The organism is Paenibacillus paridis, from assembly GCF_006345825.1.
GTDB lineage: Bacteria > Bacillota > Bacilli > Paenibacillales > Paenibacillaceae > Pristimantibacillus > Pristimantibacillus paridis.
The window spans coordinates 2,005,726-2,028,929 of sequence record NZ_VCIX01000092.1 but is presented as its reverse complement, the minus strand read 5'-3'; the positions used below and the strand labels follow the sequence as shown (position 1 = coordinate 2,028,929).

The window sequence follows — 23,204 nt, the reverse complement described above, 5'->3', positions numbered from 1 at the left end:
TTTTATTATAAATAATTAAAGGAGCTGAATGCAGTCTTGTTGATAGGATTAGTGCGTCATGGAAAGACGGATTGGAACGCAGAAGGCAAAATACAAGGCCAGACGGATATCCCTTTAAATGAAGAAGGTATAAAGCAAGCGATTGCTTTAGCCGAACGACTAAGCGGGGAAGCGCGGATTTGGGATGCGGTCGTTTCTAGCGATCTTAAACGGGCTTACAGAACGGCAGCGATTATAGCAGAGAAGCTGAACCTGCCGCTTCTAGACGCTGATCCCCGGTTGAGGGAGCGCTACTTCGGTGAAGTGGAAGGAACGAAGGAGCAAGAGAGACATGAGCGTTGGGGGAAAGAATGGCGAGACGTTGCGAAAGGCGTTGAGCCGAATGAGGCGGTAAGAGCCCGAGCTTTAAACGCGCTCAAGCAATGGCAGCAAGAGTCTCCCGAACGGAATCTACTCGTCGTTTCTCATGGCAGCTTTCTTGCACAAATGTTAGCTGAGCTTTGCACGGAGCTGGATGACCAGCACTTACATAATCTATCTTATTCGATATTGGAGCTGCAGGGAGAGAAATGGCATCCGCAGCTTTACAATTGCATCGTTCACTTGAACCCTTAGGAAACAAATCAGAGCACGGCCTTCACATTGGTGAAGGCCGTGCTCTTTTTTTGTGTGAAGCCGTTCGATGGAGGTTATAAAATGTTGTTTTTTTTCCCATAATGATTTTAACAGACGCTAATCTATTGCACAGCAAGCTTACGAGGCAGACCGCTAGCAGCATGGAGCGGGAACTGCGGAAAGGAGAGAGCGCCATGAATTTATCGGATATGCTTGGTTATGCGGATATTCAACAGCTTAGCAGAATAGCAGACGTTTACCGTTGCGAGTGCAACGGACATTCCAAAAACGATTTGATTCAATCGATCCTCTCCACCGTAAGTCGTAATGATGTCTTTGAAGCGCAAATTAACAGCATGAAGCTAGAGGACCTGCGTTTTCTGAATTCTTTGCTATTTGAAGCACGCAATTCCTTCAGCTTGGAGGACTTGCTAGCAAGGGTACAGCAAAGCAGATTCGGAGGAGAAGCGGAAGCTCAAGCAGACCCGGAGCCGCAGCCAAAGAAGAAAAAAACGAAGAAAAAAGCGGAGGCGGTTGACAAAACCTTAACCCCGCGCGAAATGATAGCCAAATTTAAGCATCAGGGTTGGTTGTTCAATGGCTTCAGTGGTCCTAGCAGATACTTGTTTCAAGTGCCGATCGACCTGAAAGCCCGTTTTCGCGCATCGCTGGCTAGAAGGTTTGCAACGGAGCTCCTCTATACGGATGAGCCGCCCGTTTACCGCGACGAACAAATGCTCATACATGATGATATCACGCAGCTGCTTCACTTTTGTCGTCATAATGAGGTGCAGCTTACAGCAGATGGTTCCATGTACAAGAGATTTGTTGTACAGCTCCTAGAGCTGTTCGGCGTACAAGAGGAGCTTCCGGCAAAAGGGGAATGGCGCTTTGGTTATGGCAGACATTTTAACCACTACCCGAACCGCGTATCGTTTCTCTACGATTATTGTTACTCGGCAAAATACATTACCGAGACCCAGACGGTGATTTCGGTTACGGGATCCGGGGAGGAACGACTGCGCGGCAGACTGGCAGGCGAAGCGGAGCAAGTTTATCGCTATTGGCTAAAGCTATACAAGGGTCCCATTACTAATTTACTGTCTCTCGTTCACTGGATAAATGCACTTGCCGTTGATTGGGTGACAGTGGACTCGCTAAGAGCAGTGCTGGTTCCGTTTATTAAACCCTACTATTATGATGATGCCAATACAATATTGGAGAAGCGGATCATGACGATGATGGTTCATCTTGGACTGCTGCGTGTGGGAGAGCATCCTCAGCACGGGGCTGTCGTTAAGATGACGAAGGCGGGAGCGGCCATAGTATCCGGTCTTAATATAGAGGACCCCGGAGCGTTGGCTCTTCAGTAGGCCCCATTTGCTCCACTTGGTGTTTGATCAAAAATAAGCTAGAGTATACCAATAAGCGGTAGCGTTCTTGCTATATTTGATCAATCAAAAGGAGCGGGTAACATTGTTGATTCCCTACCAAGGCAAAAGGCCTAACATTCACGAAGACGTGTACATAGCAGAAGGGGCAAAAATCATTGGCGATGTGACGATTGCGGAGAAAAGCACGATTTGGTTCAATGCCGTTCTCCGCGGCGATCTCGCGCCAATACAAATTGGGCATAGCTGCAACATACAAGACGGTGTCGTCGGTCATTTAAATGTAAACCAACCCCTCATTTTAGCTGATGAGGTATCAGTCGGGCACTCTGCAATTATACACGGCTGTACCGTAGGCAAAGGCACATTAATTGGAATGGGGGCAATCGTACTTAACGGCGCAGACATTGGTGAATATGCTTTAATAGGAGCCGGTTCGATTGTTACAGAGAACAAAAAAATACCATCCTATACTCTATCTATCGGTTCACCCGCCAAAGTCGTAAGAGAGCTAACTGATGATGATTTATTGCGCATGAGAAAAACGATGGAGAGCTATGTGACTAAGGGAATAGAATATAGGATCTCTTAACGCCGGTTTGGAGGTGTATCCTATGGACAAAATGAAAGTAACGTATGAAGCGATGCTTGGTTTGGCTGCTGAATTTGTTTTGGACGATGCGGTATTGAAATTTCAAACTGCCAAAATTCACGATGCCATCGACAAGGCGCTGGCCGCAGGCGATGAGGATACGTTTTACCGTCTAGCGAAACAGCTGAATGCTTTAAAACGATAGTGCCGTTCGCCATTTGGACGCTGGGGCACAAGAAGCTTTCCACACTGAAACGGACGAGTAGGTCCGCTGTACGTGTAGGGAAGCTTTTTTTTCTGAATATAGCAATTGGCAATCGGCGGTTTAGGAGGTAACATAGAAGCAGCAATACTGGCAATCGCTTTCGAATAGGTTAAGGAGTGAGTAGAAGAGAATGAAGTTTAGTGAGATTACAAAAGAGCAATGGGAGGAGCTGAGTCCGTATTTAGATACTTGCTTGCTTCCAGTCACCGGAATAACGGAAGCAGTACCGCCTTATCAGGCGACGGAATGGCTGGAGCAGCTGCGGGATCTGATGGACTTGATAGAAATTCCGTTTAAAGGCCGCGTTGTTACATACCCTGCATGGCATTATGTCGACGTGAATGTCCAATTGGAGACACAGATCGAACAATGGTGCTCATCCATGAAGCGTTTAGGCTTTCGTTATATGATTGTGGTTACTGCTAATTCGGAGTTAAATGTGAACAGCGCAGCAGTTGACTTATGCTTCAAGCCGGGAATGGGAGGCATACTGCCACTGCAAACTGAGGTTTCAGAAGCGATACGAGGCTTATGGAGCGGGCAAGCTGGATGAAAATCTTGAATTTGTCGTATAATATCATCAAAATTTGGGGAAAACAAATGCCAGACAAGGTCAAATGTGACAAAATAATAACAAATTATTGAACGGCATTTTGATAACCATGCAAATATGAAGCCATATTCTTGACGCTCCTAAGCACCTAGGCTATTATAAGTTATGTCCTAGTTCGTCATGTGTTTTTGCCCTGCGGCAAGACGCGAGATATGGTTGGCAAAGGGGGTTAGAACAGAAGATGAGTAACCATGAACAACACGAGACCGCGCATCGACCGGTTCAGCGCAAAGAAATGTCCCGGCGTCAATTTTTGTCATATACGCTTGGTGGCACAACTGCATTTATGATGGGCGGCGCGGTATTGCCAATGGTTCGTTTTGCAGTGGACCCGCTCCTTGAGAAGAAGGGCGAGGGCACTTACGTAAAAGTTGTGGAAGAGAGCAAAATTACGAACGAACCGCAAGAATTCAAATTTAAAATTCATCAGATCGACGGTTGGTACGTCAGTGATCCAGAGCTTGCAGCATGGATCTCGAAAGATGCAAACGGTACAATTTTTGCCCTTTCACCAGTTTGTAAGCACTTGGGCTGTACAATTGGTTGGAACACAAAGGGGAAAAACGAGTACGATTGCCCTTGCCATGACGCGCGTTACACGCAAGACGGGAAAAACCTATCGGTTGCCCCAAATCCATTGGATGAATACGAAGTGAAGATCGAGAATGGATTCGTGTACTTGGGTCCAGTAATGCCGAATACAAGAACGAGTTAAGGAGGGCGTATTGCAGATGTTTAAAAGTGTATACAACTGGATCGACGAACGTCTTGACATTACGCCGCTATGGAGAGATGTGGCTGACCACGAAGTGCCTGAGCACGTTAACCCGGCACATCATTTCTCTGCATTCGTTTATTGCTTCGGCGGCTTGACGTTTTTCATCACAGTCATTCAAATCTTGTCCGGTATGTTCTTGACGATGTATTATGTTCCGGACATCATTAACGCTTATGCGAGCGTTGATTACCTGCAGCACAAGGTAGCATTCGGACAAATTGTTCGAGGCATGCACCATTTTGGGGCAAGCTTAGTTATCGTTATGATGTTCCTACATACCCTCCGAGTGTTTTTTACCGGTTCTTACAAGGCACCGCGCGAAATGAACTGGGTTGTCGGAATGCTGATCTTCTTTATCATGTTAGGCCTTGGATTTACAGGTTACCTGCTTCCTTGGGATAACAAAGCTTACTACGCAACAAAAGTTGGTGTCCAAATTGCTGAATCCGTACCGGTGATCGGACCGTATCTCGCTTCATTCCTATATGGGGGCGATATCGTAGGCGCGCAAACGCTAACACGTTTCTTTGCGATCCATGTATTCTTCTTGCCTGGCGCACTGATTGCAATGTTGGCAGCGCACTTTATCATGATTCGGAAACAAGGTATTTCTGGACCACTTTAAGCGAAGGGAGGCTTACTTATGGCGCATGGTCATAATTCGAACGAGAAGGTTGTCTATGTAGGCGACTCGCGTGTCAAGAAAAACAACCATCCGAACATTCCGCCGGACTATACATCTTTTCCAGGCAAATCGGAAGCATTTATTCCGAACTTCCTGCTTAAGGAATGGATGGTCGGCTGCGTCGTGCTAGTTGGCTTTCTAGTATGGGTCATTGCTGAGCCGGCTCCGCTTGGTTATCCAGCAGATCCGACGAACGCGGCTTTCATACCGATGCCAGACTGGTACTTCTTGTTCCTGTATCAATTTTTGAAATACCCGTACGTTTCGCAAGATTACATCTTGCTAGGTACGGTTGGTATACCGGGTGTTATGTTCGGCGCTTTGCTGCTTGCACCGTTTTTGGATACAGGTAAGGAGCGCCGCTTCTACCGTCGTCCAATCGCGTCTTCCTTGATGGGCTTAACGCTTATCGCATGTGTTTATTTGACAGTTGTATCTTGGGATCACTACCAGCATCAATTGGAAATTAACGGACAAGTTCCGGAACATATTGAACGGGAAGAGAAGGCTCGTGAAGCTGCGGAAGCAGGAAAAGAGCGTCCAAACTACACGAAACCAACCGTGGAAGCTTCACTTGTTGACGCCAATGATCCAGCAATGGATATTGCGAAGCAAGCAGCTTGTGTTGGCTGTCACGCCGCTGATCTTAAAGGCCAAGGAAATGCACCAAGCCTAATTGGTGTAGGTGACAGATTGTCGAAAGAGCAACTCGTTGAGACGATTACGAATGGGCGGGGCAATGGCGCAATGCCTTCTTTCAAAGAATCACTCTCGACTGAAGAAATTGATGAGCTATCCACATGGCTGTCCAAGCAAAAAGCGACAGCAGAATAAACCGTTCGAGAAAAACCTGATCGTATTCCACGGTCAGGTTTTTTTTCGGAATATAAGATTGAATAGGTTGATTAGCGTATAAAAGGCTTATATTTTATCGTCAAAGCTGCGTCAGCGTCTAATGGAAGCCGAAGGCGTTTTTATTTGAACCAAGAACATTTTAAGAGGTCGAAGGAGAAGTGGTTCAACATGCTCGCTTATTTCTGGAGCCGCGAATTTTTACTTAGCCGTACTTTTTTATGGCCGTTGTTTCTTGTTAATTTGGGAGGTACGATCTACGGTTACATCTGGTATGAGAGCCAGCTGATCGATACGCTTGATAACCATCCACTGTGGCAAATCGTTTTTGTTCCTGATTCGCCGACTGCAAGCTTGTTCTTTACGCTTACGCTGCTCTATTTCTTATTTCCGTCACGTAATCCTTCAGCGCCAGCCAAAGTGGGCCGCAGTATAATAGAAGCTTTGGCCGTCGTCTGCTCGGTGAAGTACGGGATTTGGGCCGTTTCGATGATCCTGGCAGGAGCGTGGCAGGGCGCTGAGCTGAATTGGCAGCATTTTATGCTGATGGCGTCCCATCTGGGGATGGCTTTTGAAGCTTTGCTCTTTTTTAGATTTATGAAAGCGGGCCTTGCTGCTCTTGTTGTTGCTACAGGCTGGCTTCTTCTCAATGACACGGTCGACTATACGTATGGCGTATTTCCGTATCTGGCCGACCAGCTTGATGATGATTTAGACGCTGTCCGTGCATTTACATATGGTTTATCCTTCTTTAGCTTCGGAGCAGCTGTGCTGGTCTGGCGCTTTAGAAAGAAGGCATAACGTTGGACATCCCCTCATAGAGTGTACTATGGGGGGGATGTCCATGAAGATGCGGTTATTTATTCCATTCGTCATTTGTATCCTCATGACGACCGGCTTGGCAGGAACGGTATGGGGCGGAGCCCCAGCAGACAAAGCATTTTCCGCAAACCAATTTTCAACGAGCTCATTTGACCAGCTGCAGCGATTGGACCAAATCGCAAGCTCCTTATATGAAGCCGCTTTTGCGAATAACCGTCAAGCGGGCTACCAGTATGTTCAGCAGTTGCAGCATGTGATTGCTAGCGAACTTAAGAATGCTTCCGGGCAACCAGAGGGCTGGCTCGTAATTGGACAAGATGCGGCAGCCATAGAGAAAACGCTTCTAAACAGTCAGACCGGTTCAGGCTGGCTGATGGAAGCAGCACGAATAAGGCTGGCGTCGGATGCTCTAGTTCGGCCTGAGCATGCATTGTGGCTGCAATATGAAAAGGTTATGCTGGATGATCTGACGCGCGTAGAGAAAGCTTGGAAGCGCCAGACGAATGACGGGGCCGTTGCTGCGCGTGCCGCAATGAGAAGCTTGGAGGAGCATGCCGGAAGGATACGACCTGCGTTGACCTTATTATATGGAAGCAAGTATGAGGCTGAGACGGGGGAAAGGATCCGGTATACGAATCTGTTGCTGGAAGCAAGCGCAAACAATAGGACCAACGATGCCGCAGTTGACCGATCCATTATGTCACTGAAGGAAGCGGTCATGCGTTTGTTCGAACAGAGCGGACGAGCGGATTCAATGCCGGCGATAGCCGTTGTGCCAACTTCGAATCCACTCAGCTGGACGCTGTTTATGGGAGCCCTTATTTCAGCAATTCTAACGTACTCGGGCTGGAGGAAATACAAAGCCAATCCGTTTGGCGTAAAGCCGATTCAATAATTAGCTATTCCTCTTTAAAGCCTTCGCCTAGCACGTCCTGCACTTCATTGATAACGATAAACGCACGGGGATCTATATTGCGAACGATCAGTTTCAGACGGCGGATTTCTTGCCTCTGGACAACGCAATAGACGATCTCTTTTTGCTGTCCGGAGAAGGCGCCTTTTGCAGGGACGAGCGTGACCCCACGCTCCAGCTCTTGCGTAATTTTAGCGGCAATCGCCTCGCCGTGTTCGGAGATGATGGAGAAGGCTTTTGCAGCATATGCGCCGTCTTGGATGAAATCAATCAGCTTAGAAGCGATAAATACGGTAACTAGCGTGTAAAGCACCTTTTCTATGGAAATATAGAACAACGAAATTCCGATAATGAGCGCATCAAACGCTAAAATAATTTGGCCCATGCTGATTCCCTTCGACCGTGAGAGGATCCGTGCAACAATATCTACGCCTCCAGTGGTGCCTCCGAATCGAAATACGATGCCAAGCCCTGTTCCCAAGGTCACGCCTGCGTAAAGAGCCGCTAACATGTAATCGTGCGAACTTGTGAAAGGGATAAGCCATTGATGGTCGATAAGCTGCTCCATCAATGCCAAGAAGCCTGACAAGGCGATAATGCCGATGAGCGTATACATCATTTGTCCGCGGCCTAGCGCTCTCCAGCCGAGGAAAAACAACGGAATATTCAAAACGAGTGTAGAGATGGAAAGCGGTATGTTTGCTGCGTAATTAAGCAATACAGCGATACCTGTTACGCCGCCCTCCATTAATTGGTTGGGAATGACGAAATAATGCAATCCGAACGCATAGATTGCCGTGCCCAGCAGGATCGGAATAACGATTCGCATTTGCCTTACCATTTTCGTCATCCTTTTAACACTCCCTCATTTATTGTTCAGCAATGCTGACCTCATGTCAGCGCAGCCAAGCTGTGATTTGGAATCATTGGCTCAGGTGTAGTATGGCTTAATTTCTTAAATCGAAAAACATTGATTTTGAATAGAGCTTTACGTTAACATAGTGAGGTATAGCTATCGACGGAAAGGAAATGTAGCGATGTCCGAAAAAACATTATCAGATATACAGCGAGAAGTAGATGATTACATTTCGCAATTTAAAGAAGGCTACTTTAGCCCGCTTGCCCTGATGGCTAGAATGTCAGAAGAAGTAGGCGAGCTTGCCCGCGAGGTAAATCATTATTATGGAGAGAAGCCCAAAAAAGCGGATGAAGCGGAAAACACCGTTGAAATGGAGCTGGGCGACATTTTATTTATTCTTTCCTGCTTCGCTAATTCGCTCAATATTGATTTAACGGAAGCACATAATAAGGTTATGCATAAATTTACGACCCGCGATGCCAATCGTTGGACGAAGAAAATAACCGAACTGTAAACAAGCTCCTTACATATGCTGTACCATCAACCTGTGTACAAGGAGGATGGGCAGATGGATGGAGAGAGCTGCATCAAAAAGGCTTATGAATATATATTTAATAGTGATTTCGAGCAAGCCATATATTGGTTCGAACAAGCGATAGCGGCTGAACCTGAAAATGCGTTTTATTATCATATATGCGCTGTATCTTGCGCGCGCAGCGGCAAGTGGTTGAAAGCGAAGCAGCATGCCGAGTATGCTTTGAAATTAGAGCCAGAACATGCGGAGTACCAATATCATTTACAGACAGTGGAGGCAAAGCTGTTGCTTGCCGAAGCGGATATTTTGCTGGCAAAGGTTCCGCCACAGCTCGATGAAGCGGCAGAGCTTTTGGAGAAGGCTGCGATGCTTGATCCGCTTAGCTTTGGGGCGTATTACACGCTTGGCGTATTATATGCCTCCCGTGGCCAGTACGACCAAGCGACCAAAAATGCGCGCGAAGCGGTGCGGCTTGATCCGGGCCATTCGGCTGCAAGAAGGCTATTTGCCGATGTGAATCGCAAAAGGCGGATGCTATATATGAGCACGAATGCGAGAAAAAGAAAAAGGAACAGGTGAATAGCATGACGATACAAAAAATACGAGTTGCAGTAGCAGGGGCTAGCGGAAGAATGGGCCGTGAGGTTGTGAAAATGGTGCTGGAGGATGAGACGCTTCAACTGGTTGCGGCCGTCGCTCCTTCGGCAGGTCCCGTAGACGCCGGCATATTTGCCGGAGCGGCCAATACGGGCGTTTTGGCAAGCGCTACGCTAGAAGAAGCGCTAAGCGGGGCCAAAGCGGATGTGCTGGTTGACTTTACGGTTCCACAAGTGGCATATTCCAATGCCAAAACATCGATCGCATTTGGTGTCCGTCCCATTATGGGGACAACCGGATTTACGCCTGAACAGATCGAGGAGTTGGACGAGCTTTGCCAAGAGAAAGGCATTGGAGGCTTGATTGCTCCGAATTTCTCGATAGGCGCGATTCTAATGATGAAGTTTGCGGCTGAAGCATCGAAGTATTTGCCGCATGTTGAAATTATAGAGTATCACGGCGACCAGAAGCTGGATGCCCCTTCAGGCACATCGATCAAAACGGCAGAGCTCATCTCGCAGGCGCGTATGGAGCTTAAACAAGGAAATCCCAAAGAGGAAGAAGTAATCGAAGGCGCGCGAGGCGGCTACTATAACGGATTCCGTATACATAGCGTCAGGCTCCCAGGCGTATTCGCACAACAAGAAGTCGTATTCGGCGGGCATGGGCAAACGCTCAAGATCCGTCATGATTCCTATGATCGCGCAGGCTATATGCCAGGCGTAAACGTTGCTGTCAAGAAGGTTATGACCTACAGCGGCTTAATTTATGGCTTTGAACATATTATGGATTAGTTTGATTCGGCAGCAGGAGAGGGGAACGGCATGTTAAACATTGCATTTATCGCACATGATCGCAAAAAAGAGGAAATCGTAAACTTTGTCATTGCCTACGAGAAAGTATTTGTGCCGCACAAGCTATATTCTACCGGTACAACGGGTACTCGAATTATGGAACAAACCAATCTCTCCATTCATCGCTTTATGTCGGGGCCGCTTGGCGGAGACCAGCAAATCGGTGCATTAGTAGCGCAGAATGAGATGGATTTGATTATATTTTTGCGCGATCCCCTAATGGCGCAGCCGCATGAGCCGGACATTATTGCCTTGCTTCGACTGTGCGATGTTCAGGGTATCCCTGTTGCAACAAACGTGGCCACAGCCGAATTGTTGGTCAAAGCGCTGGAACGCGGCGACTTTGCTTGGCGTGAGCTTGTCCATAAATACAAACCAGGTGTCGCGGAATGAGCGAGGCGCTGGATATTCTCGTATTTGGGGCTCACGCAGACGACGCCGAGATTGGAATGGGCGGCACGATTGCCAAGCATGTTCAAGCCGGCCTCCGGGTTGGCGTATGCGATTTGACTGAAGCAGAGATGTCCTCCAACGGCACAGTAGAGCTGCGAAAGAAGGAAGCGTCAGACGCGTCTCATGTCCTTGGTCTTGCCATGCGCTCCAATCTGGGCTTGCCAGACCGCGGGCTTGAACCATCGAAGCAGCAAATCGAGCGAATCGTTGCGGAAATTCGCAAACATCAGCCTCGTGTCGTGTTCGCTCCTTATTGGGTGGACAGGCATCCTGACCATGTGGCCGCAAGCCGATTAATTGAAGAAGCTGTTTTTAATGCCAAGCTGCGCCGGTATATGCCGGAACTGCCTGCAGTTTCAGTCTCGCAGTTGATTTATTATTATATAAATGACGTAGACCAAGTGTCTTTGATTGTAGATATCAGTGAATTTCAAGAAACAAAGCGAAACGCGCTGCTAGCTTACCGTTCCCAATTCGACGCAGCTGCAGCCGGTTCAGACCGTGTTGCTACGCCGCTCACGAATCATTATGTGGAACGGGTAGAAGCGCGTGATTCGCTGCTCGGACAAACAAGAGGCTGGGCGTATGCCGAGGGCTTTGCGATAAAGCGACCTCACGCCGTACAATTATTTTGATATTCGTACAGCTCTTGTGTAATACAATAGATATACGTGATGAACACAGGAGGCGCGACAACATTGGCGAGAAAATTAAAGATTGGCATAACCTGCTACCCAACCCTGGGCGGTTCAGGCGTCGTTGCTACTGAGCTCGGGAAGCTGCTCGCAGAGCGAGGTCATGAAATTCATTTTATTACTCACAGCATCCCGTTTCGATTGGGTCACTTTAATAAAAATATATTTTACCATGAGGTTGAGGTTAACGATTATTATGTGTTCCGTTTCCCGCCTTACGATCTGGCTTTAGCGAGCAAGATGGCTCAAGTAGCCAAAATGCAACAGCTCGATTTGCTGCATGTCCATTACGCAGTGCCCCATGCGGTTTGTGCTTATTTGGCCAAACAGATGAATGGCGACGGCTTGAAGACCGTTACGACTTTGCACGGGACAGATATTACGGTGCTCGCTCAGGATGAATCCTTGAAAAACCTGATTCGGCTTGCCATCCACCAAAGCGACGCTGTAACCGCTGTTTCCACGGATTTGATCAATGAAACCAGGCAACTGCTGGATATTACAACGCCAATCGATTTAACTTACAACTTTGTCGACAAGCGGGTATACTATCCGCGCGACGTGGTATCGCTGCGCTCGGATTATGCTGAGCCGCACGAGAAAATTTTAATGCACATTTCCAACTTCCGTCCCGTTAAGCGTGTCGGCGACGTCGTGGATATTTTTGCTCAAGTATCCCAAAACGTGCCATCTAAGCTTCTGCTTGTAGGCGAGGGGCCGGAGCTATCAAAAATTCAATGTAAAATCCGACAGCTTGGGCTGGAGGACAGGGTTCATTTCCTTGGCAAACAAGAGGATGTAGCACAGGTTATTTCAATGGCCGACGTACTATTGCTTCCGTCAGAGAAGGAAAGTTTTGGTCTCGTAGCGCTTGAGGCGATGGCCTGCGGCGTGCCAACGATTGGGTCGGATGCTGGCGGCATTCCTGAGCTTATTACGCATGGCGAGACAGGTTTCCTTTCGCCGATTGGCGATGTAGAGGATATGGCCAAAAACGTGGAGCGGCTGCTGCTTGATGAGAAGCTGCATGCACAGTTTAAAGAGGCTTGCATATTCCGAGCTAGAAATGAATTTTGCAATGATGTCATTACCACGCAATACGAGCAAATCTATTACCGGGTACTGGGCATTGAAGCGGATTTGCCGATTGCAGTGTGCAGCGATTAATCCAATAGCTTTTTGTGAAGGAAGGCGGTCGTTATTCACCTATCATTTCCTGATCCGATTGCGGCTGCCTTGCCGATTATTGAGCGGCTTCGAGAGCATCATTTCGAAGCCGTTTTTGTTGGCGGAGCAGTCCGGGATACGGTTTTAGGCTTATCCATTAAAGATGTGGATATTGCGACTTCAGCCCGTCCGGAGCAGGTGCTTGAATTATTTGAGCGCTGCATTCCGACGGGCTTGCAGCATGGCACCATAACGGTACTCCACGAAGGAGAAACCTATGAGGTAACGACCTTTCGGCTGGAATCAGCTTACGAAGCCCATCGCAAGCCGGAGAGCGTGGAGTATATTACCGAGCTCGATGGTGATCTGCTGCGGCGAGATTTTACGATGAACGCGATGGCGCTTGGGCTAGACGGAGAGCTTCATGATCCCTATGGCGGTGTGCAGGATTTGAAAAAAAGACGGCTCCGTTCCGTAGGCGACTCCAATGCGCGCTTCCAAGAGGACGCGCTTCGAATGCTGAGAGCTGTCCGCTTTATCGGCATCTATCAGCTCCGGCCTGCTCATCATACTTGGCGGGCGGTTTTGCAACATCGCCATTTAATGGGCTTTATAGCGCTTGAGAGGGTTCAGGTGGAATTAGACAAATTGCTTGCGGGAGCCGTGCCTCAGAGAGGACTGCGGTTTGTTGCCGCAAGCGGGCTTCTTTTTCACTTGAAAGAATCACTCGGGCCTGACATAGAACTTGCGATGAAGGAAGCAGGGCAATCCGCTTTGAGCACGAGGCTGTTTGAACGTTTGCATGAACTGGCCGATCTGGATTTACGCTGGGCGTTCATCGCTATTACATTAAATCAGCCTGCCGAGACCGCGAGTTATGCTCTGCAGGTGCTGCGCTTTCCGAACGGTCGAAGCAAAAGAATTGCAGCCGTTGTACAAATGCATTTTGACATGTTATCTAGTATAAAGCTTTCCCATGGGCGCGAGCTTCAAAAACAATGGGTGAAGCTTGTCCTTGCCAGCGGAAACGCTGCCGCCAGAGATTGGCTGCAGGTTGCACGTGCAGCACAAGTGGAGTCTTCAAGCTTCTCAAAAGAGCTTCTAAACGATTTGGAACGCTGGCTGAATGAAATAACCATCCTTTCCTTAAAACAGCTTAGCGTGAGCGGCAGAGACCTTATGAAGCATTTGCAGCGTGAAGCCGGCCCTTGGGTTAGTGAATGTTTGAATCGTTTGCTGTTTTTGGCTGCAATCGGTGTGTTGGAAAATGAAAAGCAAGCATTGCTGCAAGAAGCAGCTAAGCAGCAATAAATTGACTGGCCGAGCGGATTGCGTGGACTAGACCGAATTAAAGTTCAGCATCCGGCTCAGCTGCTTCAACTAAGGAGGAACCATACATGAATCACGAGTCACTGCTTCAATTGTTCGAGAACCGGTCCGGTGAATACGTTTCGGGTGAGCGAATTAGCCAGGAGCTAGGAGTTAGCAGAACCGCGATTTGGAAGCAGATTCGAAAGCTGGAAGCGGCGGGATATCAATTCGAAGCTTCAAGAAGGCTAGGCTACAAGCTGTTAAGTAAGCCTGACCAAATAGTGGTGGACGAGCTGTCGAATCGCATGACTACGGGCCTCTTCGGTCAAACCATCCATTACTATGAGACGGTGGAGTCAACCCAAAACCTCGCGCGTGCAGCAGCAGAGGAAGGCGCAGCAGAAGGAACGCTGTTTATAGCCGAGCAGCAAATAAGCGGGCGCGGACGTATGGGCCGAAGCTGGGTGTCGCCCCGAGGCAAGGGCGTTTGGATGAGCATGGTGCTCCGACCGAAAGTTCCGATTCATTTTGCGCCTCAGTTGACTCTGCTCACGGCGGTTGCCCTCTGCAGAAGCTTGAAGAGGCTAACATCTTTGCCTATCGGCATTAAGTGGCCAAATGATCTGCTCATTGACGGCAAAAAAATTAGCGGAATTCTGCTTGAATCTGCTGCCGAGGATGAGCGCCTTCGTTATGTTATAGCCGGAATAGGCATTAGCGTTAATCTGGATGAATCAGACTATCCAGCTGGCTTGCTGGAGAAGGCAACTTCGCTTCGGATCAGCAGCGGTCAGAAATGGGCGCGTGAAGATGTAATTGCTGAATTTTTGAAGGAATGGGAGCAGCTTTATGTCCTTTATCAAGAGCAAGGGTTTGGTCCTATCGTGACGCTGTGGGAGGCGTTATCCGTTTCATTAGGCAAGCCGGCCCGTTTGGTCACGCCTCAAGGCGATTTCATAGGGGTCCCCATTGGACTCGACGAGAGCGGAGCCATACGCATTAAATTGGAAGACGGAACAGTGAGGCCTGTTTTCTCCGCGGAGATGGGCGAACCTATATAGCTTTCTGTGACCGTTTACGGATGGCTGAAAGTTTGGTAAACTAGTTCTATCGGGCGGTATTCTTGAGGAAGCTGCACTGATGATGATTTGCAAAATTAATGTAAATGGTTGGGAATGCACACTCTGCTCTGAGCCGTAGGGACCGAGACAGAAGGAAGCACAACAAGCAAACGTTTCCTTTTCAGTTTGGGGACCTTTTTAGCAGCGGCTAAAAGGTTTTTTTGTGTTTATCCTATCATTGAACATTGAACGGGGGATGAAGCTGATGAGGAAACGACTGACGATTACGAATATGAAAAAAATGAAGCAAGAGCGCAATGCGATTTCCGTTTTGACAGCTTATGATTATCCTTCAGCCAAGCTTGCTGAGGAAGCTGGAATTGACGTTATACTTGTCGGAGATTCGCTTGGAAATGTCGTACTCGGGTATGACACGACGATTCCTGTGACGGTCGACGACATCGTTTATCATACAAGAGCGGTGGCCAGAGGAGCGCAAAATACGTTTATTGTAGCGGATATGCCTTTTATGAGCTATGGGATTGGCCGGGAAGCGACGATGCGCAATGCGGCAAGAATTATGCAAGAAGGCGGCGCACAGGCCCTGAAACTAGAGGGTGGCGAGGAAATTGCTTCCGATGTGGAAGCACTGGTCAAAGCAGGCATTCCCGTAATGGGACACATCGGGCTAACTCCGCAATCGGTTCATCAGCTCGGCGGATACAAGGTGCAGGGTAAGCTTGATAAGGAAGCGGAGAAGCTAATTCAGGATGCCAAAGCGCTTGAGCAGGCAGGAGCGTTCAGTATCGTCATCGAGCTGGTTACAGAATCGCTGGCTACGATGATTAGCGATGTGCTGTCGATTCCAGTCATTGGCATTGGAGCTGGACGCGGCTGTGACGGCCAAGTGCTGGTGTACCATGATATCTTGCAATACTCGTCACCCTATTTTGAGAAAAAATTCGTAAAGACTTACGCAGATATTGGAACAACGATTCGCAATGCCATCCATACCTATGTGGATGAAGTCAAAAATGGCAATTTCCCTGCTGAAGAGCATGTATTTTCAGCGCAGACGGCATCGATTCCGGCTTTATATGGAAGCACGGTTGCAGATGCAGACAGTAAAGAAACAAAGCAGGAGACTGTTCAACCGAAAAAGGGGGTTCGGCTGACATGATCATATGCCGAACAAAATTAGAGCTGCAGGAGAATCTGGCAAGCTGTCGGAATGAGGGCAAAAGCATTGGCTTTGTGCCTACAATGGGTTTCCTGCATGAAGGGCACGCCTCTTTATTGCGCCAAGCCCGTACCGAAAACGACGTGACCGTTCTTAGCATCTTTGTTAATCCGCTTCAATTTGGACCAAACGAGGACTTAGATCGGTATCCCCGAGATGAGGAACGGGATTTAGCCTTAGCGAAGGAATGTGAAACGGATCTCGTTTTTATTCCAACTGTGGAAGAAATGTACCCGAATAAACCGCTAACTACCGTTATCGTAAACCAGGTGACCGACCGCTTATGCGGCGCCTCTAGGCCGGGCCATTTCGATGGGGTGGGTACTGTAGTAAGCAAGCTGTTCCATCTCGTTGCGCCAACGCGCGCATATTTTGGAATGAAGGATGCTCAGCAGGTTGCAGTCATTCAGCAAATGGTGAATGATTTGAACTTTCCGGTTCATATTGTTCCTTGTCCAATTGTACGCGAACCGGATGGTCTTGCGCTAAGTTCCCGAAATGTATATTTGAATGCAGAGCAGCGCGTACAGTCCGTAACTTTGTCAGCTTCGCTTCAATTAGCATCGGATTGGGCCCGTGAACCTGGCATGACGGTGGAGCGTCTCGTCGCAAAGGTAAAGGTTGAGCTTAGCAAGGCAAGCGAAGCCGTGATCGATTATGTTGAATTACTGCATTACCCGTCGCTTGGGATACCTGAAGACACGGCAAACATCGCAACCATAAAGAGCCCTTTAATTCTGGCACTTGCTGTTAAATTTGGCGCGACGCGCCTGATCGATAATCGGATTTTAGAGGGAATGGAGGGAAATGAGCATGTTCAGAACGATGATGAAGTCCAAGCTGCACCGGGCAACGGTAACGGAAGCGAACCTGAATTATGTAGGTAGCATTACTATTGATGAAGATTTGATGGATGCAGCTAACATTTGGGAAAATGAAAAGGTGCAAATCGTCAACAATAACAATGGCGCGCGGTTTGAAACGTATGTCATTACAGGTGAGCGCGGGTCGGGTGTCATTTGCTTAAATGGGGCAGCGGCAAGGCAAGTGCAGCCTGGCGACCAGGTTATTATTATATCGTATGCGATGATGACGGATACGGATGCGAAGGTACACAAGCCAATTGTGACCATTCTCGATTCGAATAATCGTCCGCTTCAAATGCTTGATCAAGAACTGCACGGAGCCATTTTGTAACCGATCATTCGCGTGCGTTAATCCCTGCGTTATGTAACGAATGGGATGCCGTATGAAAAGAAGCGATAAAACAAAAAATGAACATAACACTCCTTAATTCTTTGGCGAAGGCGGGATGCGGTATGTTCCAGCATATGTTTTCATCCATGAACGACATGCTTGATCAAATTATCGAACATTATGAGTGTGCAGGCGCAAGCGAGAAACAGCAGTATGATGAACAGATTATTGAACTGAAAAAGGTAAGTGATACTTTTATTGAGCAATGGCTTGAATTTGAGGAAAAGTTCGCAGAATTCAAAGAACAGAACGAAACGATTGATTCTGTCTTAGCGAGCCCGGAGCCTTCTGCATCGCAGATCGTTCCCCCAATCGAATCAAGCGCCACCGGCATGCCTGATATCGAAATGTCGGATGAGCTTGCCGTTGTGATATCAAAGGGACAAGGCTATTATAAGTTATTTATGTTCTCACAAGCAGCGGAGCAGTTCCAAACGGCAGTATTGCAATTGCCGGAGTGCAATCTGGCTAGGCTATTTCTAGGCATGACACAAATGCATTTGCAAAATTGGAATGAAGCCCAGCGCCATTTTCAATTGTTGATTGTGTTAACGGACTTTCCCAAATGGCTTGCAATGGGCTATAATGCGCTAGGGTGCATTCAAGCGGTACGCATGAATATGGCACAAGCGGAACAGTTATTTATGAAAGCTTATGAGGTGTGCCCAAGCTTTAAGGATCCGCTAAACAATCTCAAATCATGCCAGGAAACACCTAAGCAGTTATCATTATATTTTGGAAGCACGGAGCTGTGCTGTTTGTGAGAGGATCGGGGAATGAATGAAATTTGCAGTATTGGACTTAGAAACGACGGGACATAGCTCGGATGATGACATTTTGCAAGTGGGACTTGTCATCGTTTCAGATGAGCTGGAAATTATGGATACGTTTAATTCCTTTGTTCGGCCTAACATCCCGATACCGGCTTTCATTACGCAACTAACGGGCATAGATGAAGCGGTAGTTGCGGATGCACCGGCACTTAATGAAGTAATCGCAAAGCTAGTACCGTTATTAGAGGATACCGTGCTTGTTGCGCACAACGTTGGCTTTGATGCCGGTTTTTTAAACCAGGCACTCGTTCGCTGCGGCTTGCGGGCCTTTGCAGGCCGCAGGCTCGATACGATTGAATTGCTCCGCATTTTATATCCAACATTGAATACGTATCAGCTCGGTGCTGTATCCGAGCTTTTCGGCATCCAGCATGATCAGCATCACCGTGCGGATAGTGATGCGAAAGCAACAGCATTATTGTTAATCGAATCTGTCCAAAAGCTTCGCAAAATGCCGCTGCTCACCTTGCAGCGGCTATCTGCGCTTGTAGACGACGGCAGCGATTTGAGCTGGTTTATCAAGCATACGCAGCAGCAGATGGAGTACAGTACCGTTTTCGAATCCAATGAATATGATTACTTTAACCAGTTTGCGCTTAAAGTTACGGAATGGAACGACGAACAGCCTCCGCGTTCTGGCAGCAGCAACGCTTTGCCGTTAACGGATGTGTCTTTCGAAAATTATCTGGCTGATGTACGGCAGCGATTCCAGCAGAAGTTTGACAATTACGAGGAACGCGAAGCGCAGGTTGCGATGTTCGAAGAGGTATATAGTGCCCTTAACCAAAACCAGCATTTGCTGATCGAAGCGGGAACAGGAACAGGTAAATCATTAGGATATTTGATCCCGGCTCTTTATTACGGCATTCAAAATGGGAAAAAAGTCGTTGTCAGCACGCATACGATTAATTTGCAGGAGCAGCTGCGGCAGCGCGATATCCCTTTGCTTGAAGAGATATTGCCGTTTGAATTCAAAGCGTCGATTTTTAAAGGCAGAGGAAATTATTTATGCCTACGCAAATTTGAAGGGAAAATCAATACGAAGGATTTGGTTTCGCCCATTGATGATACGGTAACAGCCGCACAAATGGTCGTATGGCTGGGCGAAACGGTAACCGGCGACCAAGAAGAGCTGAATTTTGGCAACAAGGGCGCGGAGTTTTGGTCAACGGTTGCAAGCGATACGGACTCTTGTCTGAATCGAGCATGTCCTTGGTTCAAGCGGTGCTTCTACCATAGAGCCAAGCATGAATCGAATATCGCCGATGTAACCATTACGAATCATTCCATGCTGTTTACTGACATTCAAGCGGATCATCGGTTGCTTCCGGCGTATACGCATCTTATTATTGATGAAGCGCATCATGTGGAAGAGGTTGCCGGGAAGCATCTTGGCATGCAAATTAATTATTTCTCCCTCACGCAGGCGGTAGTTCGCCTGTTCAAGGATAATCGTACCGGCTTGCTTCCTGCTCTGCGTCAAAAGCTGATGTACGAGGACGATGCACATCAGGCTTCCTGGTTAGAAACGATTGATACGGTCATTCCGATCTTTCAGGAAATTAAGGAGCACTGGGATAAGCTGTTTGAGATGTTCTATAGCTTTACTTCAACGTCCTCTGACGGCCCTACCGAAAATGGCCAAGCGGTTTGCCGCTTGAAGAAGAACGAGCTGCCTGGCGGTTGGGAGGACAGCGTTACCGTTGAAGGAAATCTACATACAGAGCTTAATCGAGTATGCCGGACCGTCGACAAGATGGTAACGGACATTAAGGACCGCGTAGATGATTCCGGCGTTCAAGCCGTAATCACCGATCTAAATGGTGCGATTCGAGATTTGTCACGCTTAAAGGATGAGCTGCGTACTTTCATTAAGCTTGAGCTGTCTGATTCGGTGTTCTGGATTGAAGCAAGCAGCGTATATCGCTACCGATCCGTACAGCTATATGGCGTGCCCGTTGATGTAAGCGCGCAATTGCAAAAATATTTCTTTGATGTGAAGGAAAGCATTGTGATGACATCAGCGACCTTGTCTGTTCAAAAATCATTTCAGTATGCGGAGGAGCAGCTTGGACTGACCGGATACGAAGAGCAGGGCCGGTTGAAAACTGTTCAATTGCCTTCGCCTTTTAATTACAGGGAACAGGCGCTTGTCGTTATTCCGCGAAACTTCCCTGTGCTGAAGGGGGCGGCAGTGGATGACACGTATATGGAGATGCTTGTCCAGTCGCTTGCTGACGCAGCAAAGGAAACGAAGGGTAGAATGCTTGTGCTGTTCACCTCTTATCGAATGCTGAGGCAGGTCTATGATCCATTAAAGGAAAAATTGAGCGCTTCCGGCATTCAGGTGCTCGGCCAAGGCATTGATAGCGGGAATCGGACCAAGCTTACAAGAAGATTCAGGCAAACGCCAGAATCCGTTCTGCTTGGAACGAGCAGCTTCTGGGAAGGCGTCGATATACCTGGCGAAGCGTTAATTTGCCTGGCAATCGTGCGCTTGCCATTCCAACCGCCGAACCATCCGCTTGCGGAGGCAAAGGCGGAAATGCTCCAGCGGCAGAAGCAAAATCCGTTCATGAAGCTTTCCATTCCTCAAGCCGTCATCCGGTTTAAGCAAGGCTTCGGTCGATTAGTGCGAACCTCCCAGGATAAAGGCATCGTTATTATTTATGATACGAGAGTCATCGATACTTTTTATGGCAAGCATTTCTTGTATTCCTTGCCTGGCCCCAAAATCGAAACGATGCATACGGGGCAAATGATCACGCGGATGAGGGAATGGCTGGCTGAAGAAAATCAAGTTGTTACGCATAGTGGCGAAGGTGCTGAAAGTGTTGAGGAGGAGAAACGATGAAGCAGACGAAAATATCGGAAGCTGTAGTCCGAAGGCTTCCGATTTACCTACAAGTATTAAACGAAATGCATAATCGTGAAATTCAAACCATTTCTTCACAGGATTTAGGCGTCAAGCTTGATTTGAATCCCGCTCAAATACGTAAAGATCTTGCATATTTCGGAGATTTCGGACGTAAGGGCGTTGGTTATGACGTCGTTTATCTCATTGAGAAAATCCGCCAAATTCTGAAGGTCGACCAGACCATTAAGGTCGCTTTGGTCGGTGCCGGAAATCTAGGGCATGCCTTGTGCAATTACAATAAATATTCAAAGGACAATATGCAGATTACGGCTGTGTTCGACGATCATCCAAGCAAGATCGGAACAAGCATCAACAATTTGATCGTATTGCCGATGAGCGAGCTTGTAAAAACGGTGGCGGAGCAGAAAATTCGCATAGGGATTATCACGGTTCCGGCCTTTGAAGCGCAAAATGTTGCAAACCAGTTCGTTGAAGCGGGCGTTGAGGGGATCTTGAACTTCGCGCCTGCAATCTTGCGTGTACCGGATGAAATACGAATACAAAATGCTGATTTTACGAAAGAGCTGCTTAGCTTGGCTTATTATTTAGTTCGAGAAGGAGAGATATTGGATGAGTCAAATTTGGATTGAAAATGGGCTGTTTATAACGATGGATGAAGCAAATCCATCATTTCAGGGGCATATGGTCGTTACGGATGACCGTATCACATACATAGGCACTGCGGTTCCAACAGAACTGACGGAAGCCGTCGAGAAAATCGACGGCAGCAAGCTCGCCTTCATGCCAGGTCTTATCAATACGCATGGTCACGCAGCAATGAGCTTGCTGCGCGGATATTCTGACGACCAGAATTTGCAAGTATGGCTGGAGCAGAAAATGTGGCCTATGGAAGGCAAATATGTGGATCAAGATACGAGTGCAGGCAGCGCATTGGCCATCGTGGAGATGCTACGTTCAGGAACAACCGCATTCGTAGACATGTATGACCGTATGGATCGGGTTGCGCAAGCGGTTGAGCAGAGCGGTATTCGAGGCGTATTGACCAGAGGCGTGATTGGCCTATGTCCGCCTGAGGTTCAAGAGGCAAAGCTGACGGAGGCGATCGCATTTGCCCGGGATTGGAACGGGAAAGCAGACGGGCGGATTACCACAATGATCTCGCCTCACGCTCCGTATACGTGTCCGCCCGAGTATATTGAACGTTTTGTTCAAGCAGCTCACGATTATAATTTGCCGCTGCACACCCATATGTCTGAAACGCTGGCAGAGGTTGAGCAAAATGTCCGTGATTACGGCATGCGCCCGGTGGAACACCTAGACCGTCTCGGCTTCTTCTCACGTCCATCATTGGTCGCCCATGCCGTTCATCTTAATGATTCTGAAATTGAGCTATTGGCTGCCAAAAATGTGGCGGTATCCCATAATCCCGTCAGCAATCTGAAGCTTGCCAGCGGCATTGCCCGCGTCCCTGATTTGCTGCGTGCGGGCGTAACGGTATCACTTGGCACAGACAGCGCGGCAAGCAACAATAATTTGGATTTGTTTGAAGAGATTCGCTTTGCAGCGCTGCTTCATAAAGGTGTTTCCGGCGATCCGACTGCAGTACCTGCCCTCGAAGCATTAAAGATGGGGACGGTATACGGCGCCAAATCCATTTGGCAGCAGGATAACCTCGGCAGTCTGCAAGAAGGCAAGAAAGCGGACTTCATCGCTATCGATATTGAACAGGCTCATTATTATCCGAAGACGGATATGGTTTCGCATCTTGTTTATTCTGGCTCCGGGCGCGATGTGCGGCATGTTTGGGTAGATGGACGCCAGGTGGTGAAGAACGGTGAATGCACTATGCTCGACGAAGAAAAAATTCGGTACGAGGCGCAGGCAAGCTTTGAGCGCTTGCTGAAAGACTAATGCGCGCGACGGCTAGAAAACGTCCGC

At 48.0% G+C, this 23,204-nt stretch carries 26 protein-coding genes; 25 read left to right on the top strand and 1 reads right to left on the bottom strand.

Annotation, left to right across the window (positions count from 1 at the left end):
• Positions 1 to 36 precede the first annotated feature (36 nt).
• From FJQ58_RS30960 to FJQ58_RS30915, 10 genes are all read left to right on the top strand, one after another.
• Positions 37 to 615 (top strand): histidine phosphatase family protein, encoded by a 579-nt coding sequence (locus FJQ58_RS30960; RefSeq protein ID WP_139999548.1) that lies wholly within the window; start codon positions 37 to 39, stop codon positions 613 to 615.
• Between the two features lie 194 nt (positions 616 to 809).
• Positions 810 to 1,988: a hypothetical protein gene (locus FJQ58_RS30955; RefSeq protein ID WP_139999546.1), complete on the top strand. Its 1,179-nt coding sequence runs from the start codon at positions 810 to 812 to the stop codon at positions 1,986 to 1,988.
• A gap of 103 nt (positions 1,989 to 2,091) precedes the next feature.
• Positions 2,092 to 2,598, top strand: a complete 507-nt coding sequence (locus tag FJQ58_RS30950) for a gamma carbonic anhydrase family protein (RefSeq protein WP_139999544.1) — start codon at positions 2,092 to 2,094, stop codon at positions 2,596 to 2,598.
• A 22-nt stretch (positions 2,599 to 2,620) separates the two neighbouring features.
• Positions 2,621 to 2,803: an IDEAL domain-containing protein gene (locus tag FJQ58_RS30945; protein ID WP_139999542.1), complete on the top strand. Its 183-nt coding sequence runs from the start codon at positions 2,621 to 2,623 to the stop codon at positions 2,801 to 2,803.
• 190 nt (positions 2,804 to 2,993) lie between these two features.
• Entirely contained in the window at positions 2,994 to 3,416 is a 423-nt protein-coding gene (locus tag FJQ58_RS30940) for a DUF2487 family protein (RefSeq protein WP_139999540.1), read from the top strand.
• Between the two features lie 241 nt (positions 3,417 to 3,657).
• Positions 3,658 to 4,191 carry a Rieske (2Fe-2S) protein gene (locus FJQ58_RS30935; RefSeq protein WP_139999538.1) on the top strand — a complete coding sequence of 178 codons (534 nt, stop codon included), beginning with the start codon at positions 3,658 to 3,660 and terminating at the stop codon, positions 4,189 to 4,191.
• Positions 4,192 to 4,207: 16 nt separating this feature from the next.
• Positions 4,208 to 4,879 (top strand): menaquinol-cytochrome c reductase cytochrome b subunit, encoded by a 672-nt coding sequence (gene qcrB, locus FJQ58_RS30930; RefSeq protein WP_053376377.1) that lies wholly within the window; start codon positions 4,208 to 4,210, stop codon positions 4,877 to 4,879.
• Positions 4,880 to 4,897: 18 nt separating this feature from the next.
• Positions 4,898 to 5,773 carry a menaquinol-cytochrome c reductase cytochrome b/c subunit gene (locus FJQ58_RS30925; protein ID WP_139999536.1) on the top strand — a complete coding sequence of 292 codons (876 nt, stop codon included), beginning with the start codon at positions 4,898 to 4,900 and terminating at the stop codon, positions 5,771 to 5,773.
• Between the two features lie 189 nt (positions 5,774 to 5,962).
• Positions 5,963 to 6,592 (top strand): DUF1405 domain-containing protein, encoded by a 630-nt coding sequence (locus FJQ58_RS30920; protein ID WP_140000250.1) that lies wholly within the window; start codon positions 5,963 to 5,965, stop codon positions 6,590 to 6,592.
• Positions 6,593 to 6,635: 43 nt separating this feature from the next.
• On the top strand, positions 6,636 to 7,508 hold the full coding sequence (locus FJQ58_RS30915; protein ID WP_162341877.1) for a sporulation protein YpjB: 873 nt from the start codon (positions 6,636 to 6,638) through the stop codon (positions 7,506 to 7,508).
• 4 nt (positions 7,509 to 7,512) lie between these two features.
• On the opposite strand, the gene FJQ58_RS30910 is transcribed toward FJQ58_RS30915, so the two are convergent.
• On the bottom strand, positions 7,513 to 8,376 hold the full coding sequence (locus tag FJQ58_RS30910) for a YitT family protein (RefSeq protein WP_139999532.1): 864 nt from the start codon (positions 8,374 to 8,376) through the stop codon (positions 7,513 to 7,515).
• Between the two features lie 187 nt (positions 8,377 to 8,563).
• Here FJQ58_RS30910 and FJQ58_RS30905 point away from each other — a divergent pair, with 187 nt between their 5' ends.
• The 15 genes from FJQ58_RS30905 (at position 8,564) to FJQ58_RS30835 (ending at position 23,177) form a co-directional block, all read left to right on the top strand.
• Entirely contained in the window at positions 8,564 to 8,899 is a 336-nt protein-coding gene (locus FJQ58_RS30905; RefSeq protein ID WP_139999530.1) for a nucleotide pyrophosphohydrolase, read from the top strand.
• Positions 8,900 to 8,953: 54 nt separating this feature from the next.
• Positions 8,954 to 9,499, top strand: coding sequence for a tetratricopeptide repeat protein (locus tag FJQ58_RS30900; RefSeq protein WP_139999528.1), 546 nt, complete (start codon positions 8,954 to 8,956; stop codon positions 9,497 to 9,499).
• 5 nt (positions 9,500 to 9,504) lie between these two features.
• Complete coding sequence (dapB, locus tag FJQ58_RS30895) at positions 9,505 to 10,311, top strand: 4-hydroxy-tetrahydrodipicolinate reductase (protein WP_139999526.1); 807 nt, start codon at positions 9,505 to 9,507, stop codon at positions 10,309 to 10,311.
• Positions 10,312 to 10,341: 30 nt separating this feature from the next.
• A complete protein-coding gene (gene mgsA / locus FJQ58_RS30890) occupies positions 10,342 to 10,764 on the top strand; it encodes a methylglyoxal synthase (protein ID WP_139999524.1) in 423 nt (140 codons plus the stop codon).
• Positions 10,761 to 11,459 (top strand): bacillithiol biosynthesis deacetylase BshB1, encoded by a 699-nt coding sequence (bshB1, locus tag FJQ58_RS30885; RefSeq protein WP_139999522.1) that lies wholly within the window; start codon positions 10,761 to 10,763, stop codon positions 11,457 to 11,459. The genes mgsA and bshB1 overlap by 4 nt, the downstream gene beginning before the upstream one ends.
• A gap of 63 nt (positions 11,460 to 11,522) precedes the next feature.
• On the top strand, positions 11,523 to 12,686 hold the full coding sequence (gene bshA / locus FJQ58_RS30880; protein ID WP_139999520.1) for an N-acetyl-alpha-D-glucosaminyl L-malate synthase BshA: 1,164 nt from the start codon (positions 11,523 to 11,525) through the stop codon (positions 12,684 to 12,686).
• 33 nt (positions 12,687 to 12,719) lie between these two features.
• Positions 12,720 to 13,997, top strand: coding sequence for a CCA tRNA nucleotidyltransferase (locus tag FJQ58_RS30875; protein WP_139999518.1), 1,278 nt, complete (start codon positions 12,720 to 12,722; stop codon positions 13,995 to 13,997).
• An 86-nt stretch (positions 13,998 to 14,083) separates the two neighbouring features.
• Entirely contained in the window at positions 14,084 to 15,058 is a 975-nt protein-coding gene (locus tag FJQ58_RS30870; protein ID WP_139999516.1) for a biotin--[acetyl-CoA-carboxylase] ligase, read from the top strand.
• 265 nt (positions 15,059 to 15,323) lie between these two features.
• Positions 15,324 to 16,238, top strand: a complete 915-nt coding sequence (gene panB / locus FJQ58_RS30865) for a 3-methyl-2-oxobutanoate hydroxymethyltransferase (protein WP_139999514.1) — start codon at positions 15,324 to 15,326, stop codon at positions 16,236 to 16,238.
• Entirely contained in the window at positions 16,235 to 17,185 is a 951-nt protein-coding gene (gene panC, locus FJQ58_RS30860) for a pantoate--beta-alanine ligase (protein WP_139999512.1), read from the top strand. Before panB ends, panC begins: the two co-directional genes overlap by 4 nt.
• Positions 17,112 to 17,495 carry an aspartate 1-decarboxylase gene (gene panD / locus FJQ58_RS30855; RefSeq protein WP_139999510.1) on the top strand — a complete coding sequence of 128 codons (384 nt, stop codon included), beginning with the start codon at positions 17,112 to 17,114 and terminating at the stop codon, positions 17,493 to 17,495. The genes panC and panD overlap by 74 nt, the downstream gene beginning before the upstream one ends.
• A gap of 122 nt (positions 17,496 to 17,617) precedes the next feature.
• Positions 17,618 to 18,319: a hypothetical protein gene (locus FJQ58_RS30850; protein WP_139999508.1), complete on the top strand. Its 702-nt coding sequence runs from the start codon at positions 17,618 to 17,620 to the stop codon at positions 18,317 to 18,319.
• Positions 18,320 to 18,335: 16 nt separating this feature from the next.
• Positions 18,336 to 21,242 carry an ATP-dependent DNA helicase DinG gene (gene dinG / locus FJQ58_RS30845; protein ID WP_139999506.1) on the top strand — a complete coding sequence of 969 codons (2,907 nt, stop codon included), beginning with the start codon at positions 18,336 to 18,338 and terminating at the stop codon, positions 21,240 to 21,242.
• A complete protein-coding gene (locus tag FJQ58_RS30840) occupies positions 21,239 to 21,895 on the top strand; it encodes a redox-sensing transcriptional repressor Rex (protein ID WP_139999504.1) in 657 nt (218 codons plus the stop codon). Before dinG ends, FJQ58_RS30840 begins: the two co-directional genes overlap by 4 nt.
• Complete coding sequence (locus tag FJQ58_RS30835; protein ID WP_139999502.1) at positions 21,876 to 23,177, top strand: amidohydrolase; 1,302 nt, start codon at positions 21,876 to 21,878, stop codon at positions 23,175 to 23,177. The genes FJQ58_RS30840 and FJQ58_RS30835 overlap by 20 nt, the downstream gene beginning before the upstream one ends.
• Positions 23,178 to 23,204 lie beyond the last annotated feature (27 nt).